This is a genomic window from Porphyrobacter sp. GA68 (assembly GCF_022605525.1).
In the GTDB taxonomy this organism is placed as follows: Bacteria; Pseudomonadota; Alphaproteobacteria; order Sphingomonadales; family Sphingomonadaceae; genus Qipengyuania_B.
Genome location: NZ_JAKQYJ010000002.1, coordinates 614,142 through 639,550, shown reverse-complemented (window position 1 = coordinate 639,550; position 25,409 = coordinate 614,142). Strand labels below are relative to the sequence as shown.

At 64.8% G+C, this 25,409-nt stretch carries 27 protein-coding genes; 13 read left to right on the top strand and 14 right to left on the bottom strand.

Features of this window, described 5'->3' with window-relative positions; translation table 11 throughout:
- Positions 1-239: 239 nt before the first annotated feature.
- The 4 genes from hisI to LHJ54_RS10830 all read left to right on the top strand — a co-directional run bounded on the left by hisI (position 240) and on the right by LHJ54_RS10830 (position 3,471).
- Positions 240-605, top strand: coding sequence for a phosphoribosyl-AMP cyclohydrolase (gene hisI / locus LHJ54_RS10845; protein ID WP_228243920.1), 366 nt, complete (start codon positions 240-242; stop codon positions 603-605).
- 31 nt (positions 606-636) lie between these two features.
- On the top strand, positions 637-1,074 hold the full coding sequence (locus tag LHJ54_RS10840) for a MerR family DNA-binding transcriptional regulator (RefSeq protein WP_228243919.1): 438 nt from the start codon (positions 637-639) through the stop codon (positions 1,072-1,074).
- Positions 1,075-1,101: 27 nt separating this feature from the next.
- Positions 1,102-2,907 carry an acyl-CoA dehydrogenase C-terminal domain-containing protein gene (locus LHJ54_RS10835; protein ID WP_228243918.1) on the top strand — a complete coding sequence of 602 codons (1,806 nt, stop codon included), beginning with the start codon at positions 1,102-1,104 and terminating at the stop codon, positions 2,905-2,907.
- A gap of 180 nt (positions 2,908-3,087) precedes the next feature.
- A complete protein-coding gene (locus LHJ54_RS10830) occupies positions 3,088-3,471 on the top strand; it encodes a VCBS repeat-containing protein (protein ID WP_228243917.1) in 384 nt (127 codons plus the stop codon).
- Between the two features lie 86 nt (positions 3,472-3,557).
- Here LHJ54_RS10830 and cysK read toward each other — a convergent pair whose 3' ends face one another.
- The 4 genes from cysK to tyrS are packed head-to-tail and all read right to left on the bottom strand — an operon-like array spanning position 3,558 to position 7,454.
- Positions 3,558-4,478, bottom strand: coding sequence for a cysteine synthase A (gene cysK / locus LHJ54_RS10825; RefSeq protein WP_228243916.1), 921 nt, complete (start codon positions 4,476-4,478; stop codon positions 3,558-3,560).
- Positions 4,475-5,776 (bottom strand): MFS transporter, encoded by a 1,302-nt coding sequence (locus LHJ54_RS10820; RefSeq protein WP_373457072.1) that lies wholly within the window; start codon positions 5,774-5,776, stop codon positions 4,475-4,477. Before LHJ54_RS10820 ends, cysK begins: the two co-directional genes overlap by 4 nt.
- A gap of 45 nt (positions 5,777-5,821) precedes the next feature.
- Complete coding sequence (locus tag LHJ54_RS10815; protein WP_228243914.1) at positions 5,822-6,160, bottom strand: PilZ domain-containing protein; 339 nt, start codon at positions 6,158-6,160, stop codon at positions 5,822-5,824.
- A gap of 52 nt (positions 6,161-6,212) precedes the next feature.
- Positions 6,213-7,454, bottom strand: a complete 1,242-nt coding sequence (gene tyrS / locus LHJ54_RS10810; protein ID WP_228243912.1) for a tyrosine--tRNA ligase — start codon at positions 7,452-7,454, stop codon at positions 6,213-6,215.
- Positions 7,455-7,673: 219 nt separating this feature from the next.
- Between tyrS and LHJ54_RS10805 the strand changes: the two genes are divergently transcribed.
- Together LHJ54_RS10805 and LHJ54_RS10800 are read left to right on the top strand one after the other, a co-directional pair.
- Positions 7,674-8,243: a DOMON-like domain-containing protein gene (locus LHJ54_RS10805; RefSeq protein ID WP_228243911.1), complete on the top strand. Its 570-nt coding sequence runs from the start codon at positions 7,674-7,676 to the stop codon at positions 8,241-8,243.
- Positions 8,240-9,439 (top strand): exo-beta-N-acetylmuramidase NamZ domain-containing protein, encoded by a 1,200-nt coding sequence (locus LHJ54_RS10800; RefSeq protein ID WP_228243910.1) that lies wholly within the window; start codon positions 8,240-8,242, stop codon positions 9,437-9,439. The genes LHJ54_RS10805 and LHJ54_RS10800 overlap by 4 nt, the downstream gene beginning before the upstream one ends.
- A gap of 28 nt (positions 9,440-9,467) precedes the next feature.
- Here the strand turns inward: LHJ54_RS10800 and LHJ54_RS10795 are convergent, their stop codons facing one another.
- Together LHJ54_RS10795 and LHJ54_RS10790 are read right to left on the bottom strand one after the other, a co-directional pair.
- The gene (locus LHJ54_RS10795) at positions 9,468-10,271 is read right to left on the bottom strand and encodes a lipid II flippase Amj family protein (RefSeq protein ID WP_228243909.1); all 804 of its coding nucleotides are present in this window, start codon (positions 10,269-10,271) and stop codon (positions 9,468-9,470) included.
- Between the two features lie 85 nt (positions 10,272-10,356).
- On the bottom strand, positions 10,357-11,538 hold the full coding sequence (locus LHJ54_RS10790) for a VWA domain-containing protein (RefSeq protein ID WP_228243908.1): 1,182 nt from the start codon (positions 11,536-11,538) through the stop codon (positions 10,357-10,359).
- Between the two features lie 88 nt (positions 11,539-11,626).
- Between LHJ54_RS10790 and LHJ54_RS10785 the strand changes: the two genes are divergently transcribed.
- Complete coding sequence (locus LHJ54_RS10785) at positions 11,627-13,018, top strand: methyl-accepting chemotaxis protein (RefSeq protein WP_228243907.1); 1,392 nt, start codon at positions 11,627-11,629, stop codon at positions 13,016-13,018.
- Between the two features lie 3 nt (positions 13,019-13,021).
- Here the strand turns inward: LHJ54_RS10785 and LHJ54_RS10780 are convergent, their stop codons facing one another.
- The 4 genes from LHJ54_RS10780 to LHJ54_RS10765 all read right to left on the bottom strand — a co-directional run bounded on the left by LHJ54_RS10780 (position 13,022) and on the right by LHJ54_RS10765 (position 17,376).
- Positions 13,022-13,870 carry a MoxR family ATPase gene (locus tag LHJ54_RS10780; protein ID WP_228243905.1) on the bottom strand — a complete coding sequence of 283 codons (849 nt, stop codon included), beginning with the start codon at positions 13,868-13,870 and terminating at the stop codon, positions 13,022-13,024.
- A gap of 72 nt (positions 13,871-13,942) precedes the next feature.
- A complete protein-coding gene (locus LHJ54_RS10775; protein ID WP_277754168.1) occupies positions 13,943-14,068 on the bottom strand; it encodes a hypothetical protein in 126 nt (41 codons plus the stop codon).
- A 58-nt stretch (positions 14,069-14,126) separates the two neighbouring features.
- The gene (gene parE / locus LHJ54_RS10770) at positions 14,127-16,121 is read right to left on the bottom strand and encodes a DNA topoisomerase IV subunit B (RefSeq protein WP_228243904.1); all 1,995 of its coding nucleotides are present in this window, start codon (positions 16,119-16,121) and stop codon (positions 14,127-14,129) included.
- A gap of 82 nt (positions 16,122-16,203) precedes the next feature.
- A complete protein-coding gene (locus tag LHJ54_RS10765; protein WP_228243902.1) occupies positions 16,204-17,376 on the bottom strand; it encodes a penicillin-binding protein activator in 1,173 nt (390 codons plus the stop codon).
- 37 nt (positions 17,377-17,413) lie between these two features.
- Here LHJ54_RS10765 and rsmI point away from each other — a divergent pair, with 37 nt between their 5' ends.
- The 4 genes from rsmI to LHJ54_RS10745 are packed head-to-tail and all read left to right on the top strand — an operon-like array spanning position 17,414 to position 20,239.
- A complete protein-coding gene (rsmI, locus tag LHJ54_RS10760; RefSeq protein WP_228243901.1) occupies positions 17,414-18,283 on the top strand; it encodes a 16S rRNA (cytidine(1402)-2'-O)-methyltransferase in 870 nt (289 codons plus the stop codon).
- On the top strand, positions 18,280-18,630 hold the full coding sequence (locus tag LHJ54_RS10755) for a YraN family protein (protein ID WP_228243899.1): 351 nt from the start codon (positions 18,280-18,282) through the stop codon (positions 18,628-18,630). Before rsmI ends, LHJ54_RS10755 begins: the two co-directional genes overlap by 4 nt.
- 10 nt (positions 18,631-18,640) lie before the next feature.
- Positions 18,641-19,624, top strand: a complete 984-nt coding sequence (gene gshB / locus LHJ54_RS10750) for a glutathione synthase (RefSeq protein WP_228243898.1) — start codon at positions 18,641-18,643, stop codon at positions 19,622-19,624.
- A 6-nt stretch (positions 19,625-19,630) separates the two neighbouring features.
- Positions 19,631-20,239, top strand: a complete 609-nt coding sequence (locus LHJ54_RS10745; protein ID WP_228243897.1) for a DedA family protein — start codon at positions 19,631-19,633, stop codon at positions 20,237-20,239.
- On the opposite strand, the gene LHJ54_RS10740 is transcribed toward LHJ54_RS10745, so the two are convergent.
- The 4 genes from LHJ54_RS10740 to rph are packed head-to-tail and all read right to left on the bottom strand — an operon-like array spanning position 20,236 to position 23,660.
- Entirely contained in the window at positions 20,236-21,144 is a 909-nt protein-coding gene (locus LHJ54_RS10740; RefSeq protein ID WP_228243896.1) for a tyrosine recombinase XerC, read from the bottom strand. The genes LHJ54_RS10745 and LHJ54_RS10740 overlap by 4 nt on opposite strands.
- On the bottom strand, positions 21,141-22,292 hold the full coding sequence (hemW, locus tag LHJ54_RS10735; RefSeq protein WP_228243895.1) for a radical SAM family heme chaperone HemW: 1,152 nt from the start codon (positions 22,290-22,292) through the stop codon (positions 21,141-21,143). The genes LHJ54_RS10740 and hemW overlap by 4 nt, the downstream gene beginning before the upstream one ends.
- Positions 22,293-22,308: 16 nt before the next feature.
- Positions 22,309-22,938, bottom strand: a complete 630-nt coding sequence (gene rdgB, locus LHJ54_RS10730) for an RdgB/HAM1 family non-canonical purine NTP pyrophosphatase (RefSeq protein WP_228243894.1) — start codon at positions 22,936-22,938, stop codon at positions 22,309-22,311.
- Positions 22,935-23,660: a ribonuclease PH gene (gene rph, locus LHJ54_RS10725; protein WP_228243893.1), complete on the bottom strand. Its 726-nt coding sequence runs from the start codon at positions 23,658-23,660 to the stop codon at positions 22,935-22,937. Before rph ends, rdgB begins: the two co-directional genes overlap by 4 nt.
- Positions 23,661-23,741: 81 nt before the next feature.
- On the opposite strand from rph, the gene hrcA reads away from it, so the two are divergent.
- Both hrcA and grpE read left to right on the top strand, forming a co-directional pair.
- Positions 23,742-24,782, top strand: coding sequence for a heat-inducible transcriptional repressor HrcA (hrcA, locus tag LHJ54_RS10720; RefSeq protein WP_228243892.1), 1,041 nt, complete (start codon positions 23,742-23,744; stop codon positions 24,780-24,782).
- 13 nt (positions 24,783-24,795) lie between these two features.
- The gene (grpE, locus tag LHJ54_RS10715; RefSeq protein ID WP_228243891.1) at positions 24,796-25,380 is read left to right on the top strand and encodes a nucleotide exchange factor GrpE; all 585 of its coding nucleotides are present in this window, start codon (positions 24,796-24,798) and stop codon (positions 25,378-25,380) included.
- Positions 25,381-25,409: the final 29 nt, after the last annotated feature.

The following is a 25,409-nucleotide window of genomic DNA, read 5'->3' as shown; positions in this document are numbered from 1 at the left end:
ACCGGCCTTCCGGCGAGGCGGCGATTCCCCCGATCCCGCCCAGCCTGTTCCCTCAAATCTGCCGGCTGCGGTGTCGCAGACGACTGCTCCTGAACCCGGACCATTGCGGATGCCGAGACTGCAAGCTTCTTGAACCGGCTTGCTGACCCGCAGCTTCTCATTGAAACAATAATCCGCAAAGAACCTTCTGAAGCCATTCCGTCTTTTCAATCCACTCTGTTACCGGCATGCAACAAGTCATGAGCCTGTTGCATGAAGAAAAATCACCCTTTCTCCCGAAATTCGACGGCAGCGGCCTGTTGACGGCGGTGGTGCTTGATGTGGTCGACCGGGCAGTCCTGATGGTCGGCCACATGGATGCCGAAGCCGTACGGGCGACACAGCAGACGGGCCTGGTGCATTTCCATTCCCGGTCCCGACAGAAGCTGTGGCAAAAAGGTGAAACGTCCGGCCATGTCCTGGAGGTGCGAGAAATCCTCGTCGACTGCGATCAGGACGCCTTGCTGATCATGGCCGAGCCGGCCGGCCCGACCTGCCACACTGGTGCGCGCAGCTGCTTTTATCGCCGGCTGCATGGCGATACTCTCGTGAACGTAACTGATTGACGCGCGCGTAAGGGGAGGTATATGGCGCGGTATGGAATTGCACGCCGCGTCCAAGCAATTGCAGCCCGGTGGCCATCTTGACCGCCCGGATGGCAACGCTCGTGAACATTACTCCATTTCTCAGCTGACCGCAGAGTTCGGCTGTACCGCACGCGCCTTGCGTTTCTACGAAGACGAAGGGTTGATCGCCCCCACCCGGGTCGGCAACGCCCGCATTTACTCGAAGCGGGATCGGGCCCGTCTGGCGTGGATCATGCGCGCCAAGAACGTGGGCTTCTCACTTGCCGAGATACGGGAGATGATCGATCTTTACGATGTCGGAGATGGGCGGGCCATGCAGCGCCGCGTCACCATCGACCGGTGCCGCGCGCACGTTGCCAAACTGACGCAGCAGCGAGAAGACATCGATGCTTCCATTCGCGAGTTGACCGACTTCATCCAGTACATCGAACAGCTGGAGCGCACCTGAGCGCGAAGGCCCTGAAGGACACAAGTCATGCCAACCTATACCGCCCCTACGCGAGATGCCCGCTTCGTTATCAACGAAGTGCTCGACCTGCCGAGTCTCAACAATCAGGCTGGATTTGAAACGGCCACGCCGGACCTGGTGGAAACCATTCTGAGCGAAGCGGGCAGGTTTACGGCCGAGGTACTCGCTCCGCTCAATCGGGTCGGCGACGAGGAAGGGTGCGTTCGGCACGAGGACGGATCGGTGACCACCCCACCCGGGTTCAAGGATGCGTATCAGCAGTTCGTCGAAGCGGGCTGGGGTACGCTGACTGCTCCTGAAGAGTTTGGCGGGCAGGGCTTGCCCCACGTAATCGGGTTCGCGGTGGAGGAGTTCATCTCCGCCGCCAATCAGGCTTTCGGCATGTATCCGGGCCTGGCCAACGGTGCTGTTGCGGCGTTGATCGCGACCGGCAGCCAGGCACAGAAAGAGCAGTACTTGCCGCGCATGGTGGCCGGCGAATGGCTCGGCACGATGAACCTGACCGAACCCCAGTGTGGCACCGACCTCGGCATGATCCGCACCAAGGCGGAACCGCAGGCAGATGGCAGCTATGCAATCACCGGCACGAAGATTTTCATTTCCGCCGGCGAGCACGATCTGACGGACAACATCATCCACCTGGTGCTTGCCAAGACACCAGGCGCGCCGGATTCCACCAAGGGTATTTCTCTGTTCGTGGTGCCTAAGGTTCTGGTGAATGAAGACGGCTCGCTGGGCGAACGCAACGGCGTCACCTGCGGCTCCATCGAAGAAAAAATGGGCATCCACGGCAACTCTACCTGCCTACTCAACTACGACGGTGCCAAGGGCTGGCTGGTCGGCGAGGAGAACCGCGGCCTTGCCGCCATGTTCATCATGATGAACGCCGCGCGTCTGGGTGTAGGCATCCAGGGGTTGGCCCAGGCCGAGGTATCGTATCAGAACGCAGTGACCTATGCGACCGAGAGGCGGCAGGGCAGAGCGCTGACGGGGCCAGCCGAACCGGAAGCGCAAGCCGATCCGATCTTTGTCCATGCCGACGTGCGCCGGATGCTGATGGATGCCAAGGCCTTCAACGAAGGCATGCGGGCGCTGTGCCTGTGGGGGGCTCTTCTGGTCGATCTGACGCATCGCGCCCAAACGGAAGAAGAGCGGGCCGAGGCGGACCTCCTGATCGGACTGCTGACCCCAGTCATCAAGGGCTACGGCACGGACAAGGGGTACGAGGTCGCCACCAACATGCAGCAGGTCTATGGCGGGCATGGTTATGTGCGCGAATGGGGGATGGAGCAGTTCGTGCGCGATGCGCGGATCGCGCAGATCTACGAAGGCACCAACGGCGTGCAGGCGATGGATCTGTGCGGGCGCAAGCTGCCGCAAAAGGGCGGCGCGGCAATCCAGGCATTCTTCAAGCTGATCGGAGACGAGATCGCCACGGCCAAGAATGATGAAGGTCTCGCCGCGCTCGCCGCAAAGCTGGAGAAGGCTGTGGGCGATCAGCAAGCCGCAACCATGTGGTTCATGCAGAATGCGATGCAGAATCCCAATCACCTGGGCGCTGGAGCGCACAACTACATGCACCTGATGGGGATCGTCACGCTTGGTTACATGTGGCTGCGCATGGCCCGGATTGCGCAGCAGCAGTTGGCGAGCGGGGCCGGCGACGAGGCTTTCTACCAGGCTAAACTGACAACGGCGCGCTATTACATGGAGCGTTATCTGCCCGACACCGGATCGTTCCGCAGGAAGATCGAGGCGGGCGCAGACAGCATGATGGCTCTGCCCCAAGAGGCTTTCGCGACCGCGGCGTGACCTCAGATCTCCAGGCCCCTCGCGTGTGAAACGGTGGGCGGAGCCGCAGGAAAGACGGGCGGGTTGCAAAACTCGCCCGGTCCCTGAAGGCTGACGCACTGGCGCAAAGCACTTCCCTTGCCCTGTGCTGCTGCCTCACCTTGCCGCTCAGCAGGGGATAGTTGAGCGAGGATTAAGTTGATGCGAAACTTGAAGTATTTGGCCGCCGCGGCCGTTGCTGCGGGAGGACTGGCGATTGTGCCAGCCAGCCTCGCGGCGCAGGACGCGGGCACGCCGCCGGAAATTCGGCACGAAGGTCACGTTACAACCGCACCCCCAACGACAGCTCCCGTAGCGCCTGGTCAGACGCCTTCGCCGACGCTGGACACCGACGGCGACGGCAAGCCCGATGCGTGGGATACCACCGGCGACGGACGTGCGAACCTGTGGGATCTTGATGGCGACGGCGAGCCGGATGCAGCAGACACCGACGGCGACGGCAGACCGGATCAATACAGGACCGGCTTCGAAGCGCCTGCTGCCGGCGTCGGGAGCGTAGAGGAGCCGGCTGAGCCGCCGCGCTGACGCTGAAATAGCCGTTTGCGCCGCGTTGCCTGAGCGGCAGGCCGCTGTTGATCAACTCCGCCTGCCGCTCCTTTTCTCGTGCTGTGTCAGCCTTCTGGGAGGAAATCCGGGACTGACAGATACCGCTCTCCGGTATCGTAATTGAAGCCGAGAATCCGGCTGCCCGGCGCCAGGTCCGGCAGCTTCTGCGCGATGGCGGCGAGCGTCGCTCCACTGGAGATGCCGACAAGCAAACCTTCTTCCCGCGCACAACGTCGGGCCATCTCGCGGGCAGCTTCGGCTTCCACTTGAATGGCCCCATCGATCGCGTCCGTGTGCAGGTTGTCCGGTACAAAGCCCGCGCCGATGCCCTGGATCGGGTGCGGGCCGGGCTGTCCGCCGGAGATGACTGGCGATGCCGCAGGCTCCACGGCATAGGCCTTCAACTGCGCCCAGCTCTTCTTCAACTCTTCGGCGCAGCCCGTGATGTGCCCCCCGGTGCCTACGCCGGTGATTATCACATCAACCGGTGTGTCGGCGAAGCTGTCCAGAATTTCACGCGCCGTGGTCTGCGCATGCACCCGCCGATTGCTGTCGTTGTCGAACTGGCTGGGCATCCATGCGCCGGGTGTTTCGTCCAGCAACTCTTTCGCGCGGGCAATGGCGCCCTTCATGCCGCCTTCTTTCGGCGTCAGGTCGAACGTTGCACCGTAGGCGAGCATCAGACGGCGCCGTTCCAGGCTCATACTCTCGGGCATCACCAGCACCAGCTGGTAACCCTTGACAGCCGCCACCATGGCCAGACCAATGCCGGTGTTGCCGCTGGTCGGCTCGATAATCGTGCCGCCCGGCTTCAGCCTGCCGTCGGCTTCCGCATCTTCCACCATTGCGAGTGCGATACGGTCCTTGATCGATCCGCCGGGGTTCGCCCGCTCGCTCTTCACCCAGACCTCATGATCGGGGAACAGGCGGCCAAGACGGATATGAGGCGTGTTGCCGATGGTGGCGAGGACAGAGTCGGCTTTCATGGAATGCGTTCCTGCAATTTGTGTTCGGGAAGCTCATCTAGCAACGAATCCGGCGGGTCAAAGGTCCGAGTGGTTCTGAGGACCGGAAACAGGCGGCTCCACAGGATCACTGTGACGACCGCGGCGGTCCCGCCGAGCGCGAGGGCTGCGACCGGGCCGATGAACGATGCGAGCTTGCCGGTGAAGTAATCGCCAAATTCGTTCGACGCGCTGACGGTCAGCAGGCTGACTGCGGACACTCTTCCGCGCTTCTCATCGGGGGTGTGCAGCTGGATCAGGGACGAGCGGATATAAACGGAAAACATGTCGGCCGCCCCGATCACGAACAGCAATGCAAGGCTGAGCGGCATGGACGTTGAGACCCCGAAACCGATCGTCGCGGCCCCGAATACGGCCACCGCCCACAGCATCTTGGGGCCAACGCCGTTTTTCAGCGGACGGAACGAGAACCACGCAGCGGTCAGCGCGGCGCCGATGGCGGGTGCCATCGCCAGTTGGGCGAGGCCGGTTTCGCCCACCTGCAGGATGTCGCGGGCATAGACCGGCAGCAGTGCATTGGCCCCCGCGAGAAACACGGCAAGCAGGTCAAGCGTAATCGCGCCCAGCACCATCCTGTTGTGCCCGACATAGCGCAGCCCCTCGATCACCTGTGCGATTGGTCGCCGCGTTCCAGTGATTACTGAACGGGGTACATTCCCGATAAGGCCCATGGCGATGATTGCCAGCGCAAACAGCACGCCAGCGGCGGCGTAGGGTAGGGCGGGCGCGACGGCATAGAGGTAGCCGCCGATCCCCGGACCTGCGATCATGCCGGTCTGCCAGGCGATCGACGACAGGGCGATGGCATTGGGCAGGATGGCGCGCGGCACGAGATTGGGCGCGAGCGCCGACATCGCCGGTCCGTTGAAGGCGCGCACCACTCCCAATACTACGGCCACCGCGAACAGCCAGAACAGGTCCAGCCTGTCCTGCCACGTCAGGTAGCCCAGCACCCCCGCGCACAGCAGCTGCAGCACCAGCGTGCCCTGAGCCAGCCGGCGCCGATCCAGCCGGTCCGCCGCCAGGCCCGAAAACGGGGTCAGCACGAACAAGGGGATGAATTGCAGCAGGCCGATCAGCGCAAGCTGCCCCGTCGCCTCGTTGACGGTCAGCCCGCTGTCCCGCGCAAGATTGTAGGTCTGCCACCCGATGACCAGCATCATGGCGTACTGGCCCAGGGTCATGGACAACCGTGCCAGCAGGTAGGCGCGGAAGTTCGGGTTTCTGAACGGGCTTTGCAGCTCTGGAATGTTGCTCACGCCGGTGCCTTGGCACCGGCGGTGGTGGATGTGAAGCTTTGCCGCCTAGCGCGCCTGGCGCAGGCGTGGATTGGGTTGCAGTTCGTTGATCATGGCAAGGTAGTTGTCCTGCCGGATGATCCGTTCAAACTGGAAGCCCGCCCGGTGGTCCTTGGTCCAGATGACATAGGCTTCGATCCGGCCGATCACCGGAAAGCGCACGATCACCCGGTCGCCCCGTGCCAGATCGGCCGCATCATCGATCATGAACCCGTGGGCAGAGATGTTGGCGATCCGCATCTGCATGTCGCCCAGGGTGCGATGTTCGGCCACCACTGGGTAGTTCACCGGGTGCCGCGCGGCTGCCCGCAAGTCCGTCACGCTTAGCTGTGCGCCAAGTGCCATCAACCTCGTCCTGTTTTACGCCTGACAAGCCGCTGGCATACGTTGAAAGGGGCTAAGAACCGGTTAAACCGCGCAGAACCGCGTGTTTCTTGCGGCCGAGGCTGAGCCTGGCGGTCTCTCCGGCAGGCAGTTCCACAATGGCGCCGATATCCGACACTACCGCATCGTCCAGCCGCACGGCGCCCTCGGCCACCTTGCGTTTCGCCTCTGCATTCGAGGCGGTGAAGCCGAGCGCGGTCAGGATGGCGCCGATCCGCTCGCCTTGATCGGGTAGGTCATAGGCAGGTAGGTCGCCCCCCGCGCCCGCGTTGCTGAATGTGGCCGTGGCCGTGTCCTCGGCGCTGCGGGCGGCGTGCGGTCCGCGGATCAGCGAAGTCACCTCGTTCGCCAGCGCGATCTTGGCTGCGTTGATTTCCGCGCCCTGCAACGCTTCGAGACGGGCGATCTCGTCCAGCGGCAGATCCGTGAACAGGCGCAGGAAGCGGCCGACATCCCGGTCATCCACATTCCGCCAGTATTGCCAGAAATCATACGCGGGCAGCTGCGCTTCGTTCAGCCACACTGCCCCCGCGGCCGTTTTGCCCATCTTCGCGCCGTCGGCAGTAGTGAGCAGGGGTGTAGTCAGGCCGAACAGCTCCAGCCCCCGCGTACGGCGGCCCAGCTCAAGCCCGTTGACGATGTTGCCCCACTGGTCGCTGCCGCCCATCTGCAAGCGGCAGCCGAACCGCTGCGCAAGCTCGACGAAGTCGTACGCCTGCAGGATCATGTAGTTGAACTCCAGAAACGTCAGCGGCTGTTCCCGGTCTAGCCGCAGGCGCACCGAATCGAACGTCAGCATCCGGTTGATGGTGAAGTGCGGCCCTACCTCGCGCAGCAGTTCGATATAGCCGAGTTCGGCCAGCCATTCGTCGTTGTCGACCATCACCGCGTCGGTTGGGCCATCTCCGAACGTCAGGACGCGTTCGAACACAGCGAGGATGCCCGCGATGTTGGCGGCGATGTCTTTATCCGTCAGCATCCGCCGGCTTTCGTCCCGGCCCGATGGATCGCCGATCCGCGTGGTGCCGCCGCCCATCACGACGATCGGCTTGTGACCCGTTTGTTGCAGGCGTCGCAGCAGCATGATCTGCACCAGGCTGCCGATGTGCAGCGAAGGTGCGGTCGCATCGAAACCGATATAGCCGGGTACGATCCCTTCTGCGGCCAGGGCGTCGAGCGCGCCTGCATCAGTGACCTGATGAATGTAGCCACGTTCGTCCAGCAGCCGGAGAAGACCGGAGCGGAAGGCGGTCACGCGCCACCTCCTTTCGTCGCGCGGGCAGAACACATGGACCGCATGTTACACGGTCCAGAGGCAGAAATACCGCTGCATGGAAAAAGCGCGAAGTTGGCTACCTGAAACTGGTCAAAAGCATGTGTCATGCGCGCCCCTCTAGCCGACTAGGCGGGGGGTAGGACAGCCCCTGTGACAGCGCGCGATTGCCGGACGGGCAAGGCAGAATTATCAGGCCGGGTGGTGATCACAGATGACGAACACACGGACGGCGCGATCCTCACCCCGCATCCCGCGCACCCGCCCTTGCTGGTGGGCCGTGTCGCGGTCATGCTGGATGCGCGCGATCCTCACTGGCTGCGTCTTCGCTGGCGGATCGAAGGGGCGCAGCGATTGTGCGTGCCTCGCCTGACCGGACGCCGCCGCGCGGACGAACTGTGGCGGACCACCTGTTTCGAACTGTTTGTCCAGCCTGAGGGCGGTTCGTCATATCAGGAATGGAACTTCTCCCCCTCGCAGTCGTGGGCGAGTTACGATTTTGTCGGGTGTCGTTCCGGCATGACGGCGCCCGATGTACCTCGTCCGCCGGTGATCACGTGGCGCGGGGGTGCGTCGGGACTGCGGCTGATGGATGTGGCGATTGCCCGCGCCGGCCTGCCGCCGCTTCCGTGGCGGTACGGCCTCACCGCCGTGCTGGAGGAGGAGGGCGGACGGGTGAGTTTCTGGGCAGCGGTACATCGGGCGGAGAAGCCTGACTTCCACGATCCGGCTTGCTTCACAGGCAGGCTTGCGGCACCGGCGGCGGCATGAACTTCGGCATCGACCGGCTTCTGGCCGACCGGCAACTTCTCGATCAGCTGAGCGGCCGCCGCGTGGCCTTGATCGCGCATCCCGCGTCCGTGGCGCGCGATCTCACCCACAGTCTCGACGCGCTGATCGCCGCCGGGGTCAACGTTGCCAGCGCGTTCGGACCGCAGCACGGGCTGAAAGGCGACAAGCAGGACAACATGGTCGAAACCGCGGATGAAGTTGATCCGCGCTCCGGCATACCCGTATTCAGCCTGTACGGCAAAGTGCGCCGCCCGACCGGGCAGATGATGACCACCGCCGACGTGTTCCTGTTCGACCTGCAGGATCTGGGCTGTCGCATCTACACCTTCGTCACCACCCTGCTGTACGTCCTCGAAGAAGCGGCGAAGCACGGGAAAGAGGTGTGGGTGCTTGACCGGCCCAACCCTGCCGGCCGCCCGGTGGAGGGCACGTTGCTGGTGCCGGGGCAGGAAAGCTTCGTCGGAGCTGCAGCCATGCCGATGCGGCACGGGCTGACGATGGGCGAGATGGGGCGTTGGTTCATCGACCATTTCGGTCTGGACGTGGCGTACCGCGTCATCGGCATGGAGGGGTGGCGACCGGACGAGGCGCTTGGCTTCGGCTGGCCGCAGGATCGGATCTGGATCAATCCGTCGCCCAACGCCGCCACGCTGAACATGGCGCGCGCCTATGCCGGGACCGTGATGCTGGAAGGGACGACGCTGTCCGAGGGGAGGGGTACCACCCGCCCGCTCGAAGTGCTGTTCGGCGCCCCCGATGTGGATGCGGATGCCGTGCTGGCGCAGATGCACCAGATCGCGCCGCAGTGGTTGGCCGGCTGCGCGCTTCGGGAATGCTGGTTCGAGCCGACCTTTCACAAGCATTCCGGCAAGCTGTGCCACGGCCTGTTCATCCATGCGGAAGGCGGCTTCTACGACCATGCGGCGTTCCGGCCCTGGCGCCTGCAGGCGCTCGCCTTCAAGGCGATCCGCACTCTGTACCCGACATACGACCTGTGGCGCGATTTTCCCTATGAGTACGAGCTGGAACGCCTTGCCATCGACGTGATCAATGGCGGCCCGGCACTGCGCGAATGGGTCGACGACGCCGCTGCCCAGCCCGGCGACCTGGATCGGATGGCATCAGCCGACGAAATGGAATGGGCGGCGCAGGTGCAGGAATATTTGCTCTACTGATCGGGCCCAGTCGCTTCTCCGCAGCGCGTCAGACGTGCACGGCGATCCACGCGATCGCCGCCGCTGCGGGCAGGAAGACGATCTGTGCCAGGATCGTTCCTGCCAGCCGGCTAAGCGAAATCCAGGTGATGGTGCGCCGGAACAGTGCTTCGTCCAGGCGACCTTCGGCCACATCGTCGGTCATCACCGACAGTTGCGGATCGATCAGCGCGAACAGCAGGATGGTCGCAAAACCGTTCACCACCGCCGACAGTTGCGAGGCGGTGACGCGGAACTCGGGGGCGAGGTAGCCTGCGTACAGCGACGCCAGCACCCCGACCACCAGCAGCGCCTGAGCCAGCATATTGGCCAGAAGAACCCGTTTCGACACGCCCAGCGGGCGGCGCAGGGCGGCCAGGTGCGCGCGGGCCGGAACAACGGCTGCATCGCGCAAGGTGGCCAGCCCGGCGGGCGTTGCGCTGCGCAGCAGCAGCCGGGTGGTCGAACGGTGCCGCTGGAAATGGCCGATGGCGCTCGCAAACAGGCGCTGCGCCGTGGGTACCAGCACGATGCCGATCGCGACCGCCAGCGTCGCGGTGCCCAGCACGATGCGGAAGTCGTCCGCAAGCTGCGCGCCACCGCCATCCAGGAGCCGCGTCTCTATCCGCTTGGCGAGGAACGGCCCCAGAAAGCCGTTGGAGGTGCGTGAGATCAGGACCAGAATGTTGAACAGCGCAAAGCTCATGGCGATCCGCCGCGTCCTGACCCCCGCGATGCGTGCGGCATAGGCCAGCGTGCCGATGAGGTGGATGACAAAGGTCAGCACGCAGATGACGAACAGCTGAAGGTCCATCGCCGCTCAATATAGGCAAGCCACGGTGGACGCTATCGACGAATTGCGTGTCCGGAAAAATGGTGCCGCAACGTCCCTGCCGCCGCTAGCCCTGCTTGCGACTCAGCTCCCGCATTGCCGCGTCCAGCCCGTCGAGCGTCAGCGGGTACATCCGGTCATTTACCAACTGCCTGATCATCCTGGTGGATTGGGAATAGCCCCATTGTGTTTCCGGCACAGGGTTCAGCCAGACAGTCGCTGGATAGGTGTTTGTCACGCGCTGCAACCACACCGCGCCTGCTTCCTCGTTCATGTGCTCGACGCTGCCGCCGGGGTGGGTGATTTCGTAGGGACTCATCGCGGCATCACCCACGAACACGACCTTGTAGTCGTGGCCATACTTGTGGAGCACGTCCCAGGTTTTCGTCCGTTCCTGCCAGCGGCGCCGGTTGTCCTTCCACACGCCTTCGTACAGGCAGTTGTGAAAGTAGAAGAACTCCAGGTTCTTGAACTCGGCGGTTGCCGCGCTGAACAGCTCCTCGACCAGACGGACGAACGGATCCATCGACCCCCCCACGTCCAGAAACAGCAGCAGCTTGACCGCATTGCGCCGTTCGGGCCGCATGTGGATGTCCAGCCATCCCTGCTTGGCGGTGCCGCTGATGGTGGCGTCGAGGTCCAGCTGATCCGCCGCCCCTTCGCGGGCAAAGCGGCGGAGGCGTCGCAGCGCCATCTTGATGTTGCGGGTGCCCAGTTCGCGCGTGTTGTCGAGGTTCCTGAACTCGCGCTTGTCCCATACCTTGATCGCGCGCTTGTGCCGGCTTTCGCCGCCGATCCTGACGCCTTCGGGGTTGTAGCCGGAATTGCCGAACGGCGATGTGCCACCCGTGCCGATCCACTTGTTGCCGCCCTGATGGCGTCCTTCCTGTTCCTCCAGCCGCTTCTTCAGCGTGTCCATGATCTCGTCCCAGTCACCCAGCGACTTGATCTGCTCCATCTCCTCGGGCGTCAGGAACTTCTCGGCGACTGCCTTCAGCCATTCTTCGGGAACATCCACCGGATTCTGACCATAATCGGTCAGCACGCCCTTGAATACCTTCGCAAAAACCTGATCGAACCGGTCCAGCAGCCCTTCATCCTTAACGAAAGTGGCGCGCGACAAGTAGTAGAACGCTTCGGGCGTCTGCTCGATGATGCCGCGGTCCAGCGCCTCGAGCAGGGTGAGGTGCTCCTTGAAACTGGCGGCAATCCCTGCGGCGCGCAGCTCGTCGACGAAGTTGAAGAACATGACTGCCCTGCTGCCTCAAGCCGTCGCTTTAGTCAAAATTAACCGGCAGCCGCCTACATCACGCCGCAACCAGCGAGGCACTATCAACATGTTGCAGCAACACGACTTCGTTCCGGCCGCGCTTGAGGCGATTCCTCACCGGTGCGCCGATGTGACGATCGGGTGCAGCGATGTGGCCGGCATCCTAGACGGCGTGCTCGCCACGGGGGAGCGGCTGCGCGAAGAACACCGCGCCCTGCAGGAAACGGTACGCGCTCTCAACGATGACCAGGAACGCGTCAGCCACGCCAGTGACGAAGCGCGCCTGTTGTCCGCCCGCGCGATTGCCCGGCTGGGTGAAGGGTCGGACCTCATTCAGGCGTCGCTGGTGCAGATCACCGAACTGCTTGATCTGGTCGAAGCGTTGGGCACCCACGTGACTGGCTTCGCCTCCGCGATGAGCCAGGTGCGGCGCAGCGCGCTCGACATTGAAGACATCGCGGAAACCACCAACATCCTTGCGCTGAACGCCACAATCGAGGCGGCGCGGGCCGGGGACGCAGGGCGCACTTTCGCGGTGGTCGCCGGCGAGGTCAAGAATCTGGCCGCACAGACGCGCAAGGCCACGGACGAGATCGGCCGGACGGTCGAGGCGTTAGGAGTGGAAGCGGGCGAGGTCGTCCAGCGCATCGAACGCGGAACTGAAGCAAACCAGCAGGCGCGCACGTCCGTCAACAGCATCATGGCAACCATTTCCGGGGTGACCGGTCTTGTGCATGAAGTGGACGGCCACAACGAACAGATCGCACGGGCGACCGGCACCATCACCGCCCATGTGGCTGCCGTGCACCAGGTCCTGACCAGTTTCGACCAGGCGTCCGACACCAACGAGGCGAGCCTGCGCCAAGCCGGCCGGCGGGTGGACGAGCTGGAAATCACCGCCTGCGAGATGTTCGACCGGATCGTCCACGCCGGCCTTTCTCCCGATGACAGCCGCATGGTGGACGTGGCGCACCAGTTCGCGGCCGCTGTCGAAGAGGCGGCCGAAGCAGCGCTGGCAGAAGGATCGTTGACCCTTCACCAGCTGTTCGACACCGATTATCGCAACATCGCGAACAGCCGCCCCCAGCGGTTTGAGACAACGCTGACACTATGGGCCGATCGCAACTGGCGCCCGCTGCTGGATCGCGCGGTCGCGGCGGACCCGCGTATCTTTGCCGCGGCGTGCACCGACATGAACGGGTATCTGCCCACCCATATGTCGCGGTTCTCTCAACCGCCGACGGGCGACCTTGCCCACGATACGGCGAACTGCCGCAACGGGCGCATCCTGTTCGACACAATGGATCGCAAGGCCAAGAAGAGCGAGGCACCATACATGATGGCCGTTTACCGTCAGGAAAACGATGGGCAGACGTATCAGGTGGTGCGCAACGTGTACCGCCCGCTCAGGATCGGCGGCCGCCGATGGGGCGATCTGGAAATCGCCTACCGGCTGTAGCCGTCAGCTCTTGCGCCGCGCCATGAAGGCGAGCCGTTCGAACAGCATCACATCCTGTTCGTTCTTGAGCAGCGCGCCATGGAGCGGCGGGATCGCCTTGGTCGGATCGCGATCCTGCAGCACTTCGAGCGGCATGTCCTCGTTCAGGAGCAGCTTGAGCCAGTCGAGCAGCTCGCTGGTGGATGGCTTCTTCTTCAACCCCGGCACTTCGCGCAGGTCATAGAAGATGTTCATCGCCTCGGCCACCAGGCGTTTCTGGATGCCGGGGAAGTGCACGTCGATGATGGCCTGCATCGTCTCGCGGTCGGGAAACTTGATGTAGTGGAAGAAGCACCGGCGCAGGAACGCGTCGGGCAGTTCCTTTTCATTGTTCGACGTGATGACAACGATCGGCCGTTCGCGGGCGGCCACCCGCTCTCCTGTCTCGTACACGTCGAAGCTCATCCGGTCGAGTTCCTGGAGCAGGTCGTTGGGAAATTCGATATCCGCCTTGTCGATCTCGTCGATCAGCAGGACGGGCAGGCGTTCGGACGTGAACGCATCCCACAACTTGCCACGCTTGATGTAGTTGCCGATGTCATGCACCCGCTCATCACCAAGCTGCCCGTCGCGCAGGCGGGCGACCGCGTCGTATTCGTAAAGACCCTGCTGCGCCTTGGTCGTGGATTTCACGTTCCACTCGATCAGCGGAGCGTCGATGGCACGGGCGATTTCCTGCGCCAGCACCGTCTTGCCCGTGCCTGGTTCACCCTTGACCAGCAGCGGGCGGCGAAGCGTCACCGCCGCGTTGACGGCAACCTTCAGATCTTCGGTCGCGATGTAGGATTGCGTGCCTTCGAAACGCTGTGTCATCTGGTATCCTGGCTTGGGGACATGGTGCGCGCGTAACGGGCATGCGGGCGCGTGGCAAGTTGGCCGGCCGCATCATTCCGGTCCAAGCGCCAGCGATTCTTCCGCATCCGCGGGGAGGAGGGGAATGCCCGACGCGTCGGGCGGGCCGAACCACCCGGTTGCGCTGACCGGCAGCGCCGCCAGAGAAGTCACTACCATCGGCACCGCGGTGGCAAAACATGCCCTCCACATCTTCGTTCCTCCCCCAAAAGGTTCCTCAGGCGTCGATAAGTTCGCGGTCCACTTCCCCGGCGCGGTTCTGAATGAAGTTGAAGCGGTGTTCCGGGTTGCGTCCCATCAACTGATCGACCAGCTCCTTTACCGCCGCGCGTTGTTCGAACTCTGGCGGCAGGGTGATGCGGATCAGGCTGCGGCTTTCGGGCGCCATGGTCGTCTCGCGCAGCTGTTGCGGGTTCATCTCGCCCAGACCCTTGAAGCGACCGACTTCGACCTTTTTGCCCTTGAACACCGTTGCTTCCAGTTCGGCCCGGTGCAGATCGTCGCGGGCGTACCGGCTCTCCTTGCCGTTCGTCAGGCGGTACAGCGGCGGCTGCGCCAGGAACAGGTGTCCGCGCCGGACCAGTTCCGACATTTCCTGAAAGAAGAAGGTCATCAGCAAGGTGGCGATGTGCGCGCCGTCCACATCGGCGTCCGTCATGATGACGATGCGGTCGTAGCGCAGCGCATCGGGATCGCAATCCTTGCGGGTGCCGCAACCCAGCGCCTGGATGAGATCGGCAATCTCGTTGTTGGCGTAGATCTTGTCGCGCGAGGCGGAGGCGACGTTCAGGATCTTGCCGCGGATCGGCAGGATGGCCTGCGTCTTGCGGTCGCGCGCCTGCTTGGCGCTGCCGCCGGCGGAGTCGCCTTCAACGATGAACAGTTCGGTTTCGCCGCCCCCTTCGCCGGAACAGTCCGTCAGCTTGCCCGGCAGGCGCAGCTTCTTGGCGCTGGTGGCGGTCTTGCGCTTAATCTCGCGCTCCGCCTTGCGGCGCAGGCGTTCGTCCATCCGCTCCATCACCTGGCCGAGCAGCGCCTTGCCGCGTTCGGGATTGTCGGCGAGGAAGTGGTCGAAGTGATCGCGTACCGCGCTTTCGACCAGGCGCGCCGCATCGGGTGAGGTCAGCCGGTCCTTGGTCTGCGACTGGAAAGAAGGGTCGCGGATGAAGACGGAGAGCATCACCTCCGCCCCGTTCATCACGTCGTCGGCAGTGATGTCCTTGGCCTTGCGCTGCCCCACGATGTCGGCAAAGGCGCGCAGCCCCTTGGTCAGGACGGCGCGCAGACCCTGTTCATGGGTGCCGCCATCGGGCGTGGGCACGGTGTTGCAGTACCAGCTGGTCGCGCCGTCGGAATAGAGCGGCCAGGCGATCGCCCATTCGACCCGTCCCTGATGCTCACCGCTGTCGTTCCTGGGAAAGTCCTGCCTGCCCGCGAACGGTTCCGCTGTTACGCATTCCCGCCCTCCGATCTGTTCGGCGAGGTGATCGGCCAGGCCGCCGGGAAAGCGAAAGACGGCCTCTGCGGGCACGTCTTCGCTGGCCAAGCTGTCGGCGCAGCGCCAGCGGATTTCCACTCCGGCAAACAGATACGCCTTGGACCGGGCAAGCCTGAACAGGCGCTTTGCGCTGAACTGGCGGTCGCCGAAAATCTCGGGGTCGGGGGTGAACGCTACAGTGGTGCCCCGCCGGTTTGGAGCTGCTCCGGCGCTTTCCAGGCGGCCGAGCGTCTGCCCCCGGCTGAACTCCTGCACCCAGAGTTGCCGGTCGCGCGCAACTTCGACCCTGGTATGCTTCGACAGCGCATTGACCACACTGATCCCGACGCCGTGCAGGCCGCCGCTGGTGGCGTAGGCCTTGCCGGAAAACTTTCCGCCAGAATGGAGTGTGCCCAGGATCACCTCCAGCGTGGACTTGCCGGGAAACTTCGGGTGTTCGTCGACCGGAATGCCGCGGCCGTTGTCGCTGATAGTCAGCCGATTGCCTTCGTCCAGACGCACTTCGATGCGGCTGGCGTGACCCGCCACCGCTTCGTCCATGGCATTGTCCAGCACTTCGGCGGCCAGATGATGCAGGGCGCGGTCATCGGTTCCGCCGATGTACATGCCTGGTCGCCGCCGCACCGGCTCCAGCCCCTCAAGCACTTCGATGGAAGAAGCATCGTAGCTGCCGTCGCTGGCACTTGGCAGCTTGTCGAACAGATCATCGGTCATGTGAGGCAGTATATCGACAGCCGGATGGCGTCTGACAAGAACGCAAGTGGAACGCTCGGGGTTTTCTCCCCCGCAAACTGCATCACTGGCGGAAGTTTGCCGGAGTGGGATCGAGAACCGTCACGCCATTTGCGCGCACCTGCCTGACTTCCATTCCGCGTTCGCCCACGCCCTGCCGGGTGAACCGGAACGGGCCGTCCAGGCCAAGGAAGCCGCCGTCGTCGACCAGCGCCCTGACCGGGAACGGGGTTCCCACCCGCCAGTCTTGCGCGACATTCAACGTCAGCAGCACCGCGTCGTACCCCAGGGTCGCGATGCGGAAGGGAGCCGATCCGAAACGCGCGCGATAGCTTTCCGCGAAACGCGCGAAATTGTTGTCCGGGACGCTGGCGAATATTGCGTTCCTGAGCGCGCTGTTCCTCGCCAGATTGTTGTCGCCCGCCCACAACTCATTGCCGATGATCCGCACACCTGCACCCAGCTCGGGCGCGGCCCGGGCGGCAAGTGCGGCGCTGTCCGCGATGAACACCGCGTCCACCGCCCCCGCCGCTCTGACCCGGCGCGCCGCGCTGACGATGGAGGTGTTCTGCCGGGCGAATGTTTCCACCGCCGCGACCCGTCCGCCCGCCGCCGCAACACTTTGGCGAAAGGCGGCTTCTGCGCGGGCGCCATAATCCCCTTCCGGGATAAGCGCGGCAAACGTTTGTGCCCCCTGCGCACGCGCGAAGCGGATGGAGCGGGCCACCGACTGTTCCGGACTGATCCCCATGATGAATGCACCCGACCCGGCGACTCCCGTGTCATTGGAAAAACTGACGACCGGCACATTGCGGCTGCGCGCAGCCTCCACCACCGGGCCGACATGTTCACGCAGCAAGGGGCCGAGTATCAGCGCATTGCCATCGCGCACTGCCCGCTCCGCCGCGGCGGCCGGTCCACCGTTGCCGGCCGTGTCATAGGTCGTGATCCGCAGATTGTCGGCATCGGTGTCGAGCAGCGCCATCGCCGTGGCGTTGGCAAGCGACTGACCCACGGCCTGGTTCTCGCCCGACAGCGGCACGAGGAGAGCCACGCGGTGCCGCGTTTCGCCGCTCGGGGGCAGCACGGTTTCACCCGGTAGCGGGGCCGGTGGACGATCTGCCCGCGGCAGGGGAGCCGTGGTTTTCGGCACCACGGCGCAACCCGCCAGCATCGCCGCGATGCCGAGCGCAGCGGCGCGCCTTGTAACTCCAATGGTTCCAGCGGTTCTGTTCATGCTTGCCGCCTCTCCCTGGCATGTTCAAAAGGGCTCGGTGAGCAGCCCTGATACCTCTGCGTGCGGTCGTGACACTGGACCACGCCTCGAACCGGGGCTGTACATCGTCGCGACCCCGATTGGCAATCTTGGCGACATCACAAGCCGGGCGGTCGACGTGTTGACAGCATGCGATATTGTGGCCTGCGAGGACACGCGGGTAACCGGCAAGCTGATGAAACATCTCGGCTTGTCCAAACGGTTGTGGCGCCACGACGACCATGCCTCGGCCGCAGCGCGGGCCGACCTCATCGCGCAGATGCGGGATCAGGCGGTTGCCCTTGTCAGCGATGCGGGTACTCCGCTCATTTCCGACCCTGGATACCGGCTGGTGCGCGAGGCGCGGGAGGCCGGTGTCGCGGCTACGACCTTGCCCGGACCCTGCGCGGCCGTTGCAGCGCTGACGGTGGCCGGTTTGCCAACTGACCGGTTCCTGTTTGCAGGATTCCTTCCAGCCAAGGACAGCGCGCGCCGGCAGACGCTGGAGGAACTTGCCGGGATTCGGGCGACGCTGGTGTTCTATGAAAGCGGCCCCCGGCTCGTTCGCAGCCTCGATGCTGTCGCGGCCCTTTGGCCCGATCGCGAAGTGGCCATCGCGCGGGAACTGACCAAGCTGCACGAGGAGTGCAGGACCGGGCCGGCAGCGACCCTGGCGCGGCATTACGAAACCGCTCCGCCGCGAGGCGAGATTGTGTTGCTGGTCGGACCTCCAGCACCTCAGGCACCGGACGAGGTGAACGCTGACGCCCTGCTGCGGGCTGCGCTGCAAACCAGCAAGCCGTCGCAGGCGGCGGCGCAGGTCGCGCGTGAGACCGGTCTCGATCGCAAGACGCTTTACCAGTTGGCGCTTGAGTTGCGTCAATCGTGAAGCGGCAACAGGCGGAGCAGGCGGGCCGGCGCGCGGAAGATGCCGCCGCCGATTACCTGCAGCAGCAGGGTTGGGAGGTGCTGGCCCGGCGGCGCCGGACGCCGGTTGGCGAAATCGACCTTGTCGTGCGCCGCCCCGGGCTGGTGGCGTTTGTTGAAGTCAAGTGGCGCCGGGCAGCGGCGCAGCTGGCGGACGCCATCGACGAACGGCGCCTCAGCCGGGTCGCGGCTGCGGCCGAGGCGGTGGCGCACGATTACGTGCAGCAGGGTGACAACCTGACTGTTGATGTTCTGCTGCTTGCGCCGGACGCGGAGCCGCGCCACATCCGCAATGCCTGGCAACCCTGAAAGCTGTTTAATGACCCTTCGCGCCGCCTTCCAGATGGACCCCATCGCCTCGATCAACATTGCGGGCGATTCCAGCTTCGCGCTGATGCTGGCGGCGCAGGCGCGCGGACATCAGATCTGGCATTACGATGTCAGCAGCGTGGCGCTGCGGACTACCGCAGACGGGGCGGAAATGCTGACCGCACTGGCGACGCCGGTGGAAGTGCGCCGGGTCGACGGCGATCATTACACGGCGGGCGATGCGCGGCGTGTCGATCTGGCCCGCGACATGGACGTGGTGCTGATGCGGCAGGACCCGCCGTTTGACCTCGGCTACATCAGTACCGCCCTTCTGCTCGACCGGTTGCGCGGACAAACGCTGGTGGTGAACGATCCGCGCGAAGTGATCAACGCGCCGGAAAAGATGTTCGTGCTGGATTTCGCCCGGTTCATGCCGCCGACGCTTGTCACCCGCGATACGGAGGAAATCCGGCGTTTTCAGGCGGAGCACGGGGCGGTGGTGGTCAAACCGCTGCACGGCAACGGCGGCAAGGCGATTTTCCGTATCGAAGCGGACGGAACCAATCTGGCCGCCCTGTCAGAGGTATTCGACCGCATCTGGCCCGAGCCGCACATGGTGCAGCCGTTCCTGCCGGAGGTGGCAGAGGGGGACAAGCGCATCGTCCTCATTGACGGCGAGTTCGCGGGCGCCATCAACCGGAAGCCCGGGGAGGGGGAGTTCCGTTCCAACCTGGCGCAGGGCGGCTATGCCGAGCCGGCGGTGCTGACCGCGCGCGAGGAGGAGATCTGCGCCGCCATCGGCCCGGAATTGCGGCGGCGCGGGCTGGTCTTCGTCGGCATTGACGTCATTGGCGGCAAGTGGCTGACCGAAATCAACGTCACTTCTCCCACCGGCATCGTTGCCATCGACCGGTTCAACGGCACCGATAGCGCCGGCAAAATCTGGGATGCAATCGAACGCCGACATGGAACCATGAGAGCCCAACGGGCCTGATTGGCCATGCACGACTTCGTAATCGATCTCATCGACCGGCTGGGTCTCATCGGCATTGCGGTGATGATGGCCCTGGAGAACATCTTCCCGCCACTTCCCTCCGAAGCGGTCATGGGCAGCGCGGCGCTGGCCATAGAGCAGGGGCGGATGGAGTTCTGGCCTGTCCTCATCGCCGGCACGCTCGGCACACTGGCGGGCAATTTCGCGTGGTTCTGGCTGGGCCACAGGCTGGGGTACGAGCGGCTGGAACCGTTCGTGCGGCGCCACGGACGCTGGCTGACGCTGGAGTGGCAGGACGTCGAACGGGCAAGCGACATCTTCCGCCGGCATGGGCACTGGATGGTGCTGATCCTGCGCACCACGCCGGTCATGCGCACGATGATCTCGCTCCCCGCTGGCCTGGCGCATATGGGCGTTGTGCGGTTCTGCGTCTTCACTGCCATAGGCGCGGCGGCGTGGAACGCGATCCTGATCGGCGGGACGACCTGGCTGGTGCGCACATTCCCCTTTGCCCGGGAGTGGATCGGCTATCTCATAATTGCGATCACGGCGCTGGCAGTGGTGGGGTACCTGTACCGCGTAATCACGTGGAAGCCGCGGGCCGAGCGGACCTAGCCAGCCTTCTCGCGCGGATGGGCAGCGCGATAGACATTCAGCATTTGCGCGGCATCCACGCGGGTATAGATCTGCGTCGAGCCGAGGCTCGCGTGGCCCAGCAATTCCTGCAGTGAACGAAGGTCCGTTCCGCCCGACAGCAGGTGCGTGGCAAACGAGTGGCGCAGCGCGTGGGGGGTTGCACTGGGCGGCAGACCCAGCGCGCGGCGCGCCTGCGCCACCACCTTCTGCACCATTCCCTGGTTGAGCGGGCCTCCCTTGGCTCCGCGAAACAGGGGTCCGGCCGGATGGAGGGGATACGGGCAGGCGGCGGCATAGGCGGTGATGGCATCCTGCACCACCGGCAGGACGGGGACGATCCGCTGCTTGCCGCCCTTGCCCTCCACCAGCAGCGTCTCGGCGGGCGTGGCGGCCGCGCCGGTCAGCGACAGCGCCTCAGCGATGCGCAACCCTGCGCCGTACAGGAGCAGCAGCACGGCCCGGTCGCGCAGACCGATCCAGTCTTCCGTCGCGCGCGCCACGACGTCCTGGGCCAAATGCACTGCTTCATCGGGTGTCAGAGGGCGCGGCAGACCCTTTTTGAGGCGCGGGCCGCGCATTCGCGCAATGGCCGTGTCGCCGTCTTCTCCGGCGGCAAAGGCGACGAAGGCTTTCACCGCCGACAATTCGCGCGCGGCAGACGCGTTGCCGATGCCCTCCGTACGGCGCCGGGTCAGGAAGCGGCGCATGGCGGACACGTCCAGCGCCGCCACGGCGTTCCAATCGGATAACGAACATTCCACGAGCACCCGCCGCGCCGCTGCGGTGTAGGCGCGCACCGTATGCGGAGAACGGCGCCGCGCGTGGATGAGATGCTCGCGCCATTCGGCCAGCAGGGCGGCCTGTTGCGGCGTTGGTTTGGTCATGCCGCCAGCGCGCTTGTGGTCAGAAGCTCCGCCAGCACGGCGTCCAGCAACGGCGCGCCTGCATCGGTCAGGCGGATGCGTCCGGCCTGATGCGAGATGAGGCCCAGTTGCCCCAGCCTGTCGAGCCTGGACTGGTCAAGAACCTCCAGCGCGGCTGTTCCGAACCGCCGCTCCAGCGCGTTCAGATCCACCCCTTCGCCAAGCCTCAGCCCCATCATCAGCGCTTCGCCCACGGCCTCCGAGGCGGTCAACGGGCGCTGTTCGGCAATTCCGTGGTGCGAGGCGGCGATGGCGCCCAGCCAGTTTTCCGGTTTTTTGTGCCGCACCGTCGCAAACCCGCCGCGCCGGCCGTGCGCTCCGGGACCGATGCCGAGATAGTCGTCATACCGCCAGTAGGCGAGGTTGTGGCGGCTTTCCTCACCGGGCCGGGCATGGTTGCTTACCTCGTACGCGGGGAGACCGGCAGCGGCTGTCACCTCGCGCGTGACGGCAAACAGGTCCGCCTGCGTGTCGTCGTCCGGCATCCGCAATCGGCCCAGCCTGTAATCCGTGGCGAAGCGCGTCCCTGCCTCTATGGTGAGGTGATAGAGCGACAGATGCCCGGTGCCCAGAGCTATCGCCCGCGTCAGTTCCGTGCGCCATTGGGCCAGCGTCTGCCCCGGACGCGCGTAGATGAGGTCGAAGCTGACGCGCTCGAACTGCGCCTGCGCGACGTTCAGCGCCTGCAGCGCTTCGTCCACACCGTGCAGCCGCCCAAGGAACTTCAGCGCGGCGTCATCCAGCGCCTGCACCCCCAGCGACACCCGGTTCACGCCCGCTGCCGCGAGGTCGGCAAACCTCTGCGCTTCCACTGATGACGGGTTGGCTTCAAGCGTGATCTCAACATTGGGTGCCAAACCCCACAGCCGTTCCGCCTCCTCCAGCAGGGCGGCGACGGTTCCCGGTGGCATCAGGCTGGGCGTGCCGCCGCCGAAAAAGATGCTGGTGAGCGGCCCGTCACTTGCCAGCGCAGCCTCGTGACGCATGTCGGTCAGCAATCCCTGACGCCATGCCCGCTGATCGACGGACGCGCGGACGTGGCTGTTGAAGTCGCAATAAGGGCACTTCTTCAGGCAGAACGGCCAGTGGATGTAGAGCGAGCGAGCCATAGCGTTGTCTTATGTTCTAGCCGCCAAACTGCTCCGCCACCAGCTTGGCGAACGCATCGGCGCGGTGCGAGATGCCGTGCTTTGCCTCGGGCTCCATCTCGCCAAAGGTCTGGTCGCCGTGCTGCGGAACGAAAACGGGGTCGTAGCCGAAACCTCTGCTGCCACGCGGCGGCCACACCAGGGTGCCGTGCGCCTGCCCTTCGTAAACGGCATAAGCGTCATCCGGCCAGGCAATCGCCAGGACGCAGTGGAAGGCGGCTGTCCGGCTGACCTGCGGCCCCTGGGCCTGAAGCAGCCCTTCGACCTTGCCCATCGCGAGGTACCAGTCGCGGCCCGGCGCGCCTTCGAACCACTGCCGCTCCGCCCAGTCGGCGGTATAGACGCCCGGCCGCCCGTCGAGCGCCGCCACTGCCAACCCGCTGTCATCGGCGAGGGCAGGCAGGCCGGACGCCGCTGCCGCAGCGCGCGCCTTGATGAGAGCGTTCTGCACAAAGGTCGTGCCGGTCTCCGCCGGTTCGGGCAAGCCCAGCGAGCCGGCCGACAGGCACTTCACTCCGTAAGGGTTCAGCAGCGCACCAATTTCCTTCAGCTTGCCGGCGTTGTGCGTGGCGATCACCAGCGCGCCGGAGCCGAGACGGCGTGTCACGCGGCGTTCTGCCGCGATGCGGCATCCTGCGCGCTGAAGATCCGTTCGCAGCCCATCCTGGCGAGCCGCAGCAGGCGCAGCAACGCTTCCTCGTCATAGGTTGCGCCTTCGGCTGTCGCCTGCACTTCTGCGATGCGGCCGCCTTCCAGAAGAACGAAGTTGGCGTCCGCATCGGCGCCGGAGTCTTCGTGGTAGTCGAGGTCAAGCACCGGCACGCCGCCGACGATGCCGCAGGATACCGCCGCCACCTTGCCCGTGATGGGATCGGTTGCCACCTGCTTGTTCGCCAGCAGGCCATCGACCGCCAGGCGCAAGGCGATCCAGGCGCCGGAAATCGCCGCGGTGCGGGTTCCGCCGTCCGCCTGCAGCACGTCGCAGTCGAGAGTTATCTGCCGCTCTCCCAGAGCCTTCAGATCAACCACGGCGCGCAAGGAACGGCCGATAAGCCGCTGTATTTCCTGTGTACGACCCGACTGCTTACCCTTGGCGGCTTCCCGATTGCCACGCGTGTGGGTGGCACGCGGCAGCATCGAATACTCGGCCGTGACCCAGCCCTGACCCTTGCCGCGCAACCAGGGTGGCAGCCGTTCTTCTACGCTGGCGGTGCACAGCACCCGCGTATCGCCAAACCCGATGAGGCACGATCCCTCGGCATGCCGGGTGAAGCCCGTTTCTACCGTCACCGTGCGCATTTCGTCAGGGGATCGACCGGAAGGCCGCATGATGTTCTCCAACTTGTCTGAGTGCGATCCATGCGTTGCCCAACATTTGCAGCCAGCGCAATTGGTTCTACATCGGTCGTCATGGCACCACCTGTTCTTGAACTGAGCGAGCGGGCGCGGGCGATCTTCCGGATGGTGGTGGAAGGCTATCTGGAGACCGGCCAGCCGGTTGGGTCGCGGACACTGGCAGGAGACGGTGGGTTGAACCTGTCCCCGGCGTCGATCCGGTCGGTGCTCGCGGAGCTGGAGCAGCTCGGACTGCTGAGCGCACCGCATGTGAGCGCGGGACGCATGCCGACCACCACCGGTCTGCGCCTGTTTGTGGACGCGATGATGCAGGTCGGCACGCCCACGCCGCAGGAACAGGAGACGATCCGGCAACGGTTGAGGGATCGCGGCCCGGTCGAGCAGGCGCTGGAAGAAACCAGTGCCCTTCTTTCCGAACTGTCGGGCGGCGCGGGCATTGTGTTCGTGCCCACGCGCGAGCCGCGGCTGCACCAGTTCAGCCTGGTGCCGCTGTCCGCCGGGCGGGCACTGGCGATCCTGGTGGGGGAAGATGGGCAGATCGAGAACCGGATGCTGGACCTGCCACCGGGCATTGGCTCGGCCGAACTGGAGCGGGCGAGCAACTACATTTCCGCGCGGCTGGCAGGGCGCACTCTGGCAGAGGCCTTGCGCCGGGTTCGCGAAGAACTCGCCTCGCAGCGGACGGCTCTCGACGAGGCCGCCCGCGATCTGGTCGAGCGCGGGCTTGCTGTCTGGAGCGAGGACGCCGAAGCCCGGCCCGTGCTGATCGTGCGCGGGCAGGCCAGGCTGCTCGACGATACAGCGGTGGCGGACCTTGACCGGGTGCGCCAGCTGCTCGACGATCTGGAAAGCAAGCGCGCCATCGCCGAGGTGCTCGACCACGCGCGCGAGGCGCAGGGAACGCGCATCTTTATCGGCGCGGAAAACCGGCTGTTCGCCTTGTCCGGGTCGTCCGTCATCGCCTCGCCCTATCGTGACCGGGACGGGCAGGTGATCGGTGTGCTGGGCGTCATCGGGCCAACGCGGTTGAATTACGCGCGGCTTGTGCCCATGGTGGATTTCACCGCCCGCTCGCTGGGCAAACTCATCGGATAATTACGGGAAAGCTATGAGCAAGGAAAAGCGGTCTTCGCAGGACGAGGCTGTGCAAAAGGAACTGGAGGGCGTTCCGGCGGAAATGCTGGATGGGAGCGCGGACGAGGAGAGCGGGGAGGATGCCGCCGACGATGCGCTCGCCTCGCTTCGCCGCGACCTCGACGCCGCCAGGCAGGATGTGCTTTACGCCCGCGCCGAAACGCAGAACGTGCGCCGCCGCGCGGAACGCGACGTGGCGGATGCCCGCAGCTATGCGGCCACCGACTTCGCGCGCGACATCCTGGGCGTGTCGGACAATCTGCAGCGTGCGATAGCATCGGTTCCGGCGGACCTGCGCGAGGACGAGCGGGTGAAGAACTTCCTGGCCGGGATCGATGCAACGCTGCGCGAACTTGAAAAGGTGCTGGGCCAGCATGGCATCACGCGCATAGCGGCCATGGGCCTGCCGCTCGATCCCAACCAGCATCAGGCGATGATCGAGGTGCCCAGCAGCGAAGCCGAGCCGGGTACTGTCGTCCAGGAAATGCAGCCTGGTTACATGATCAAGGACCGCCTGCTGCGCCCCGCGCTGGTCGGGGTGGCCAAGCAGCCGGAGTAGCGGGAACTTTCATCCTTTCAGGTCGTCCT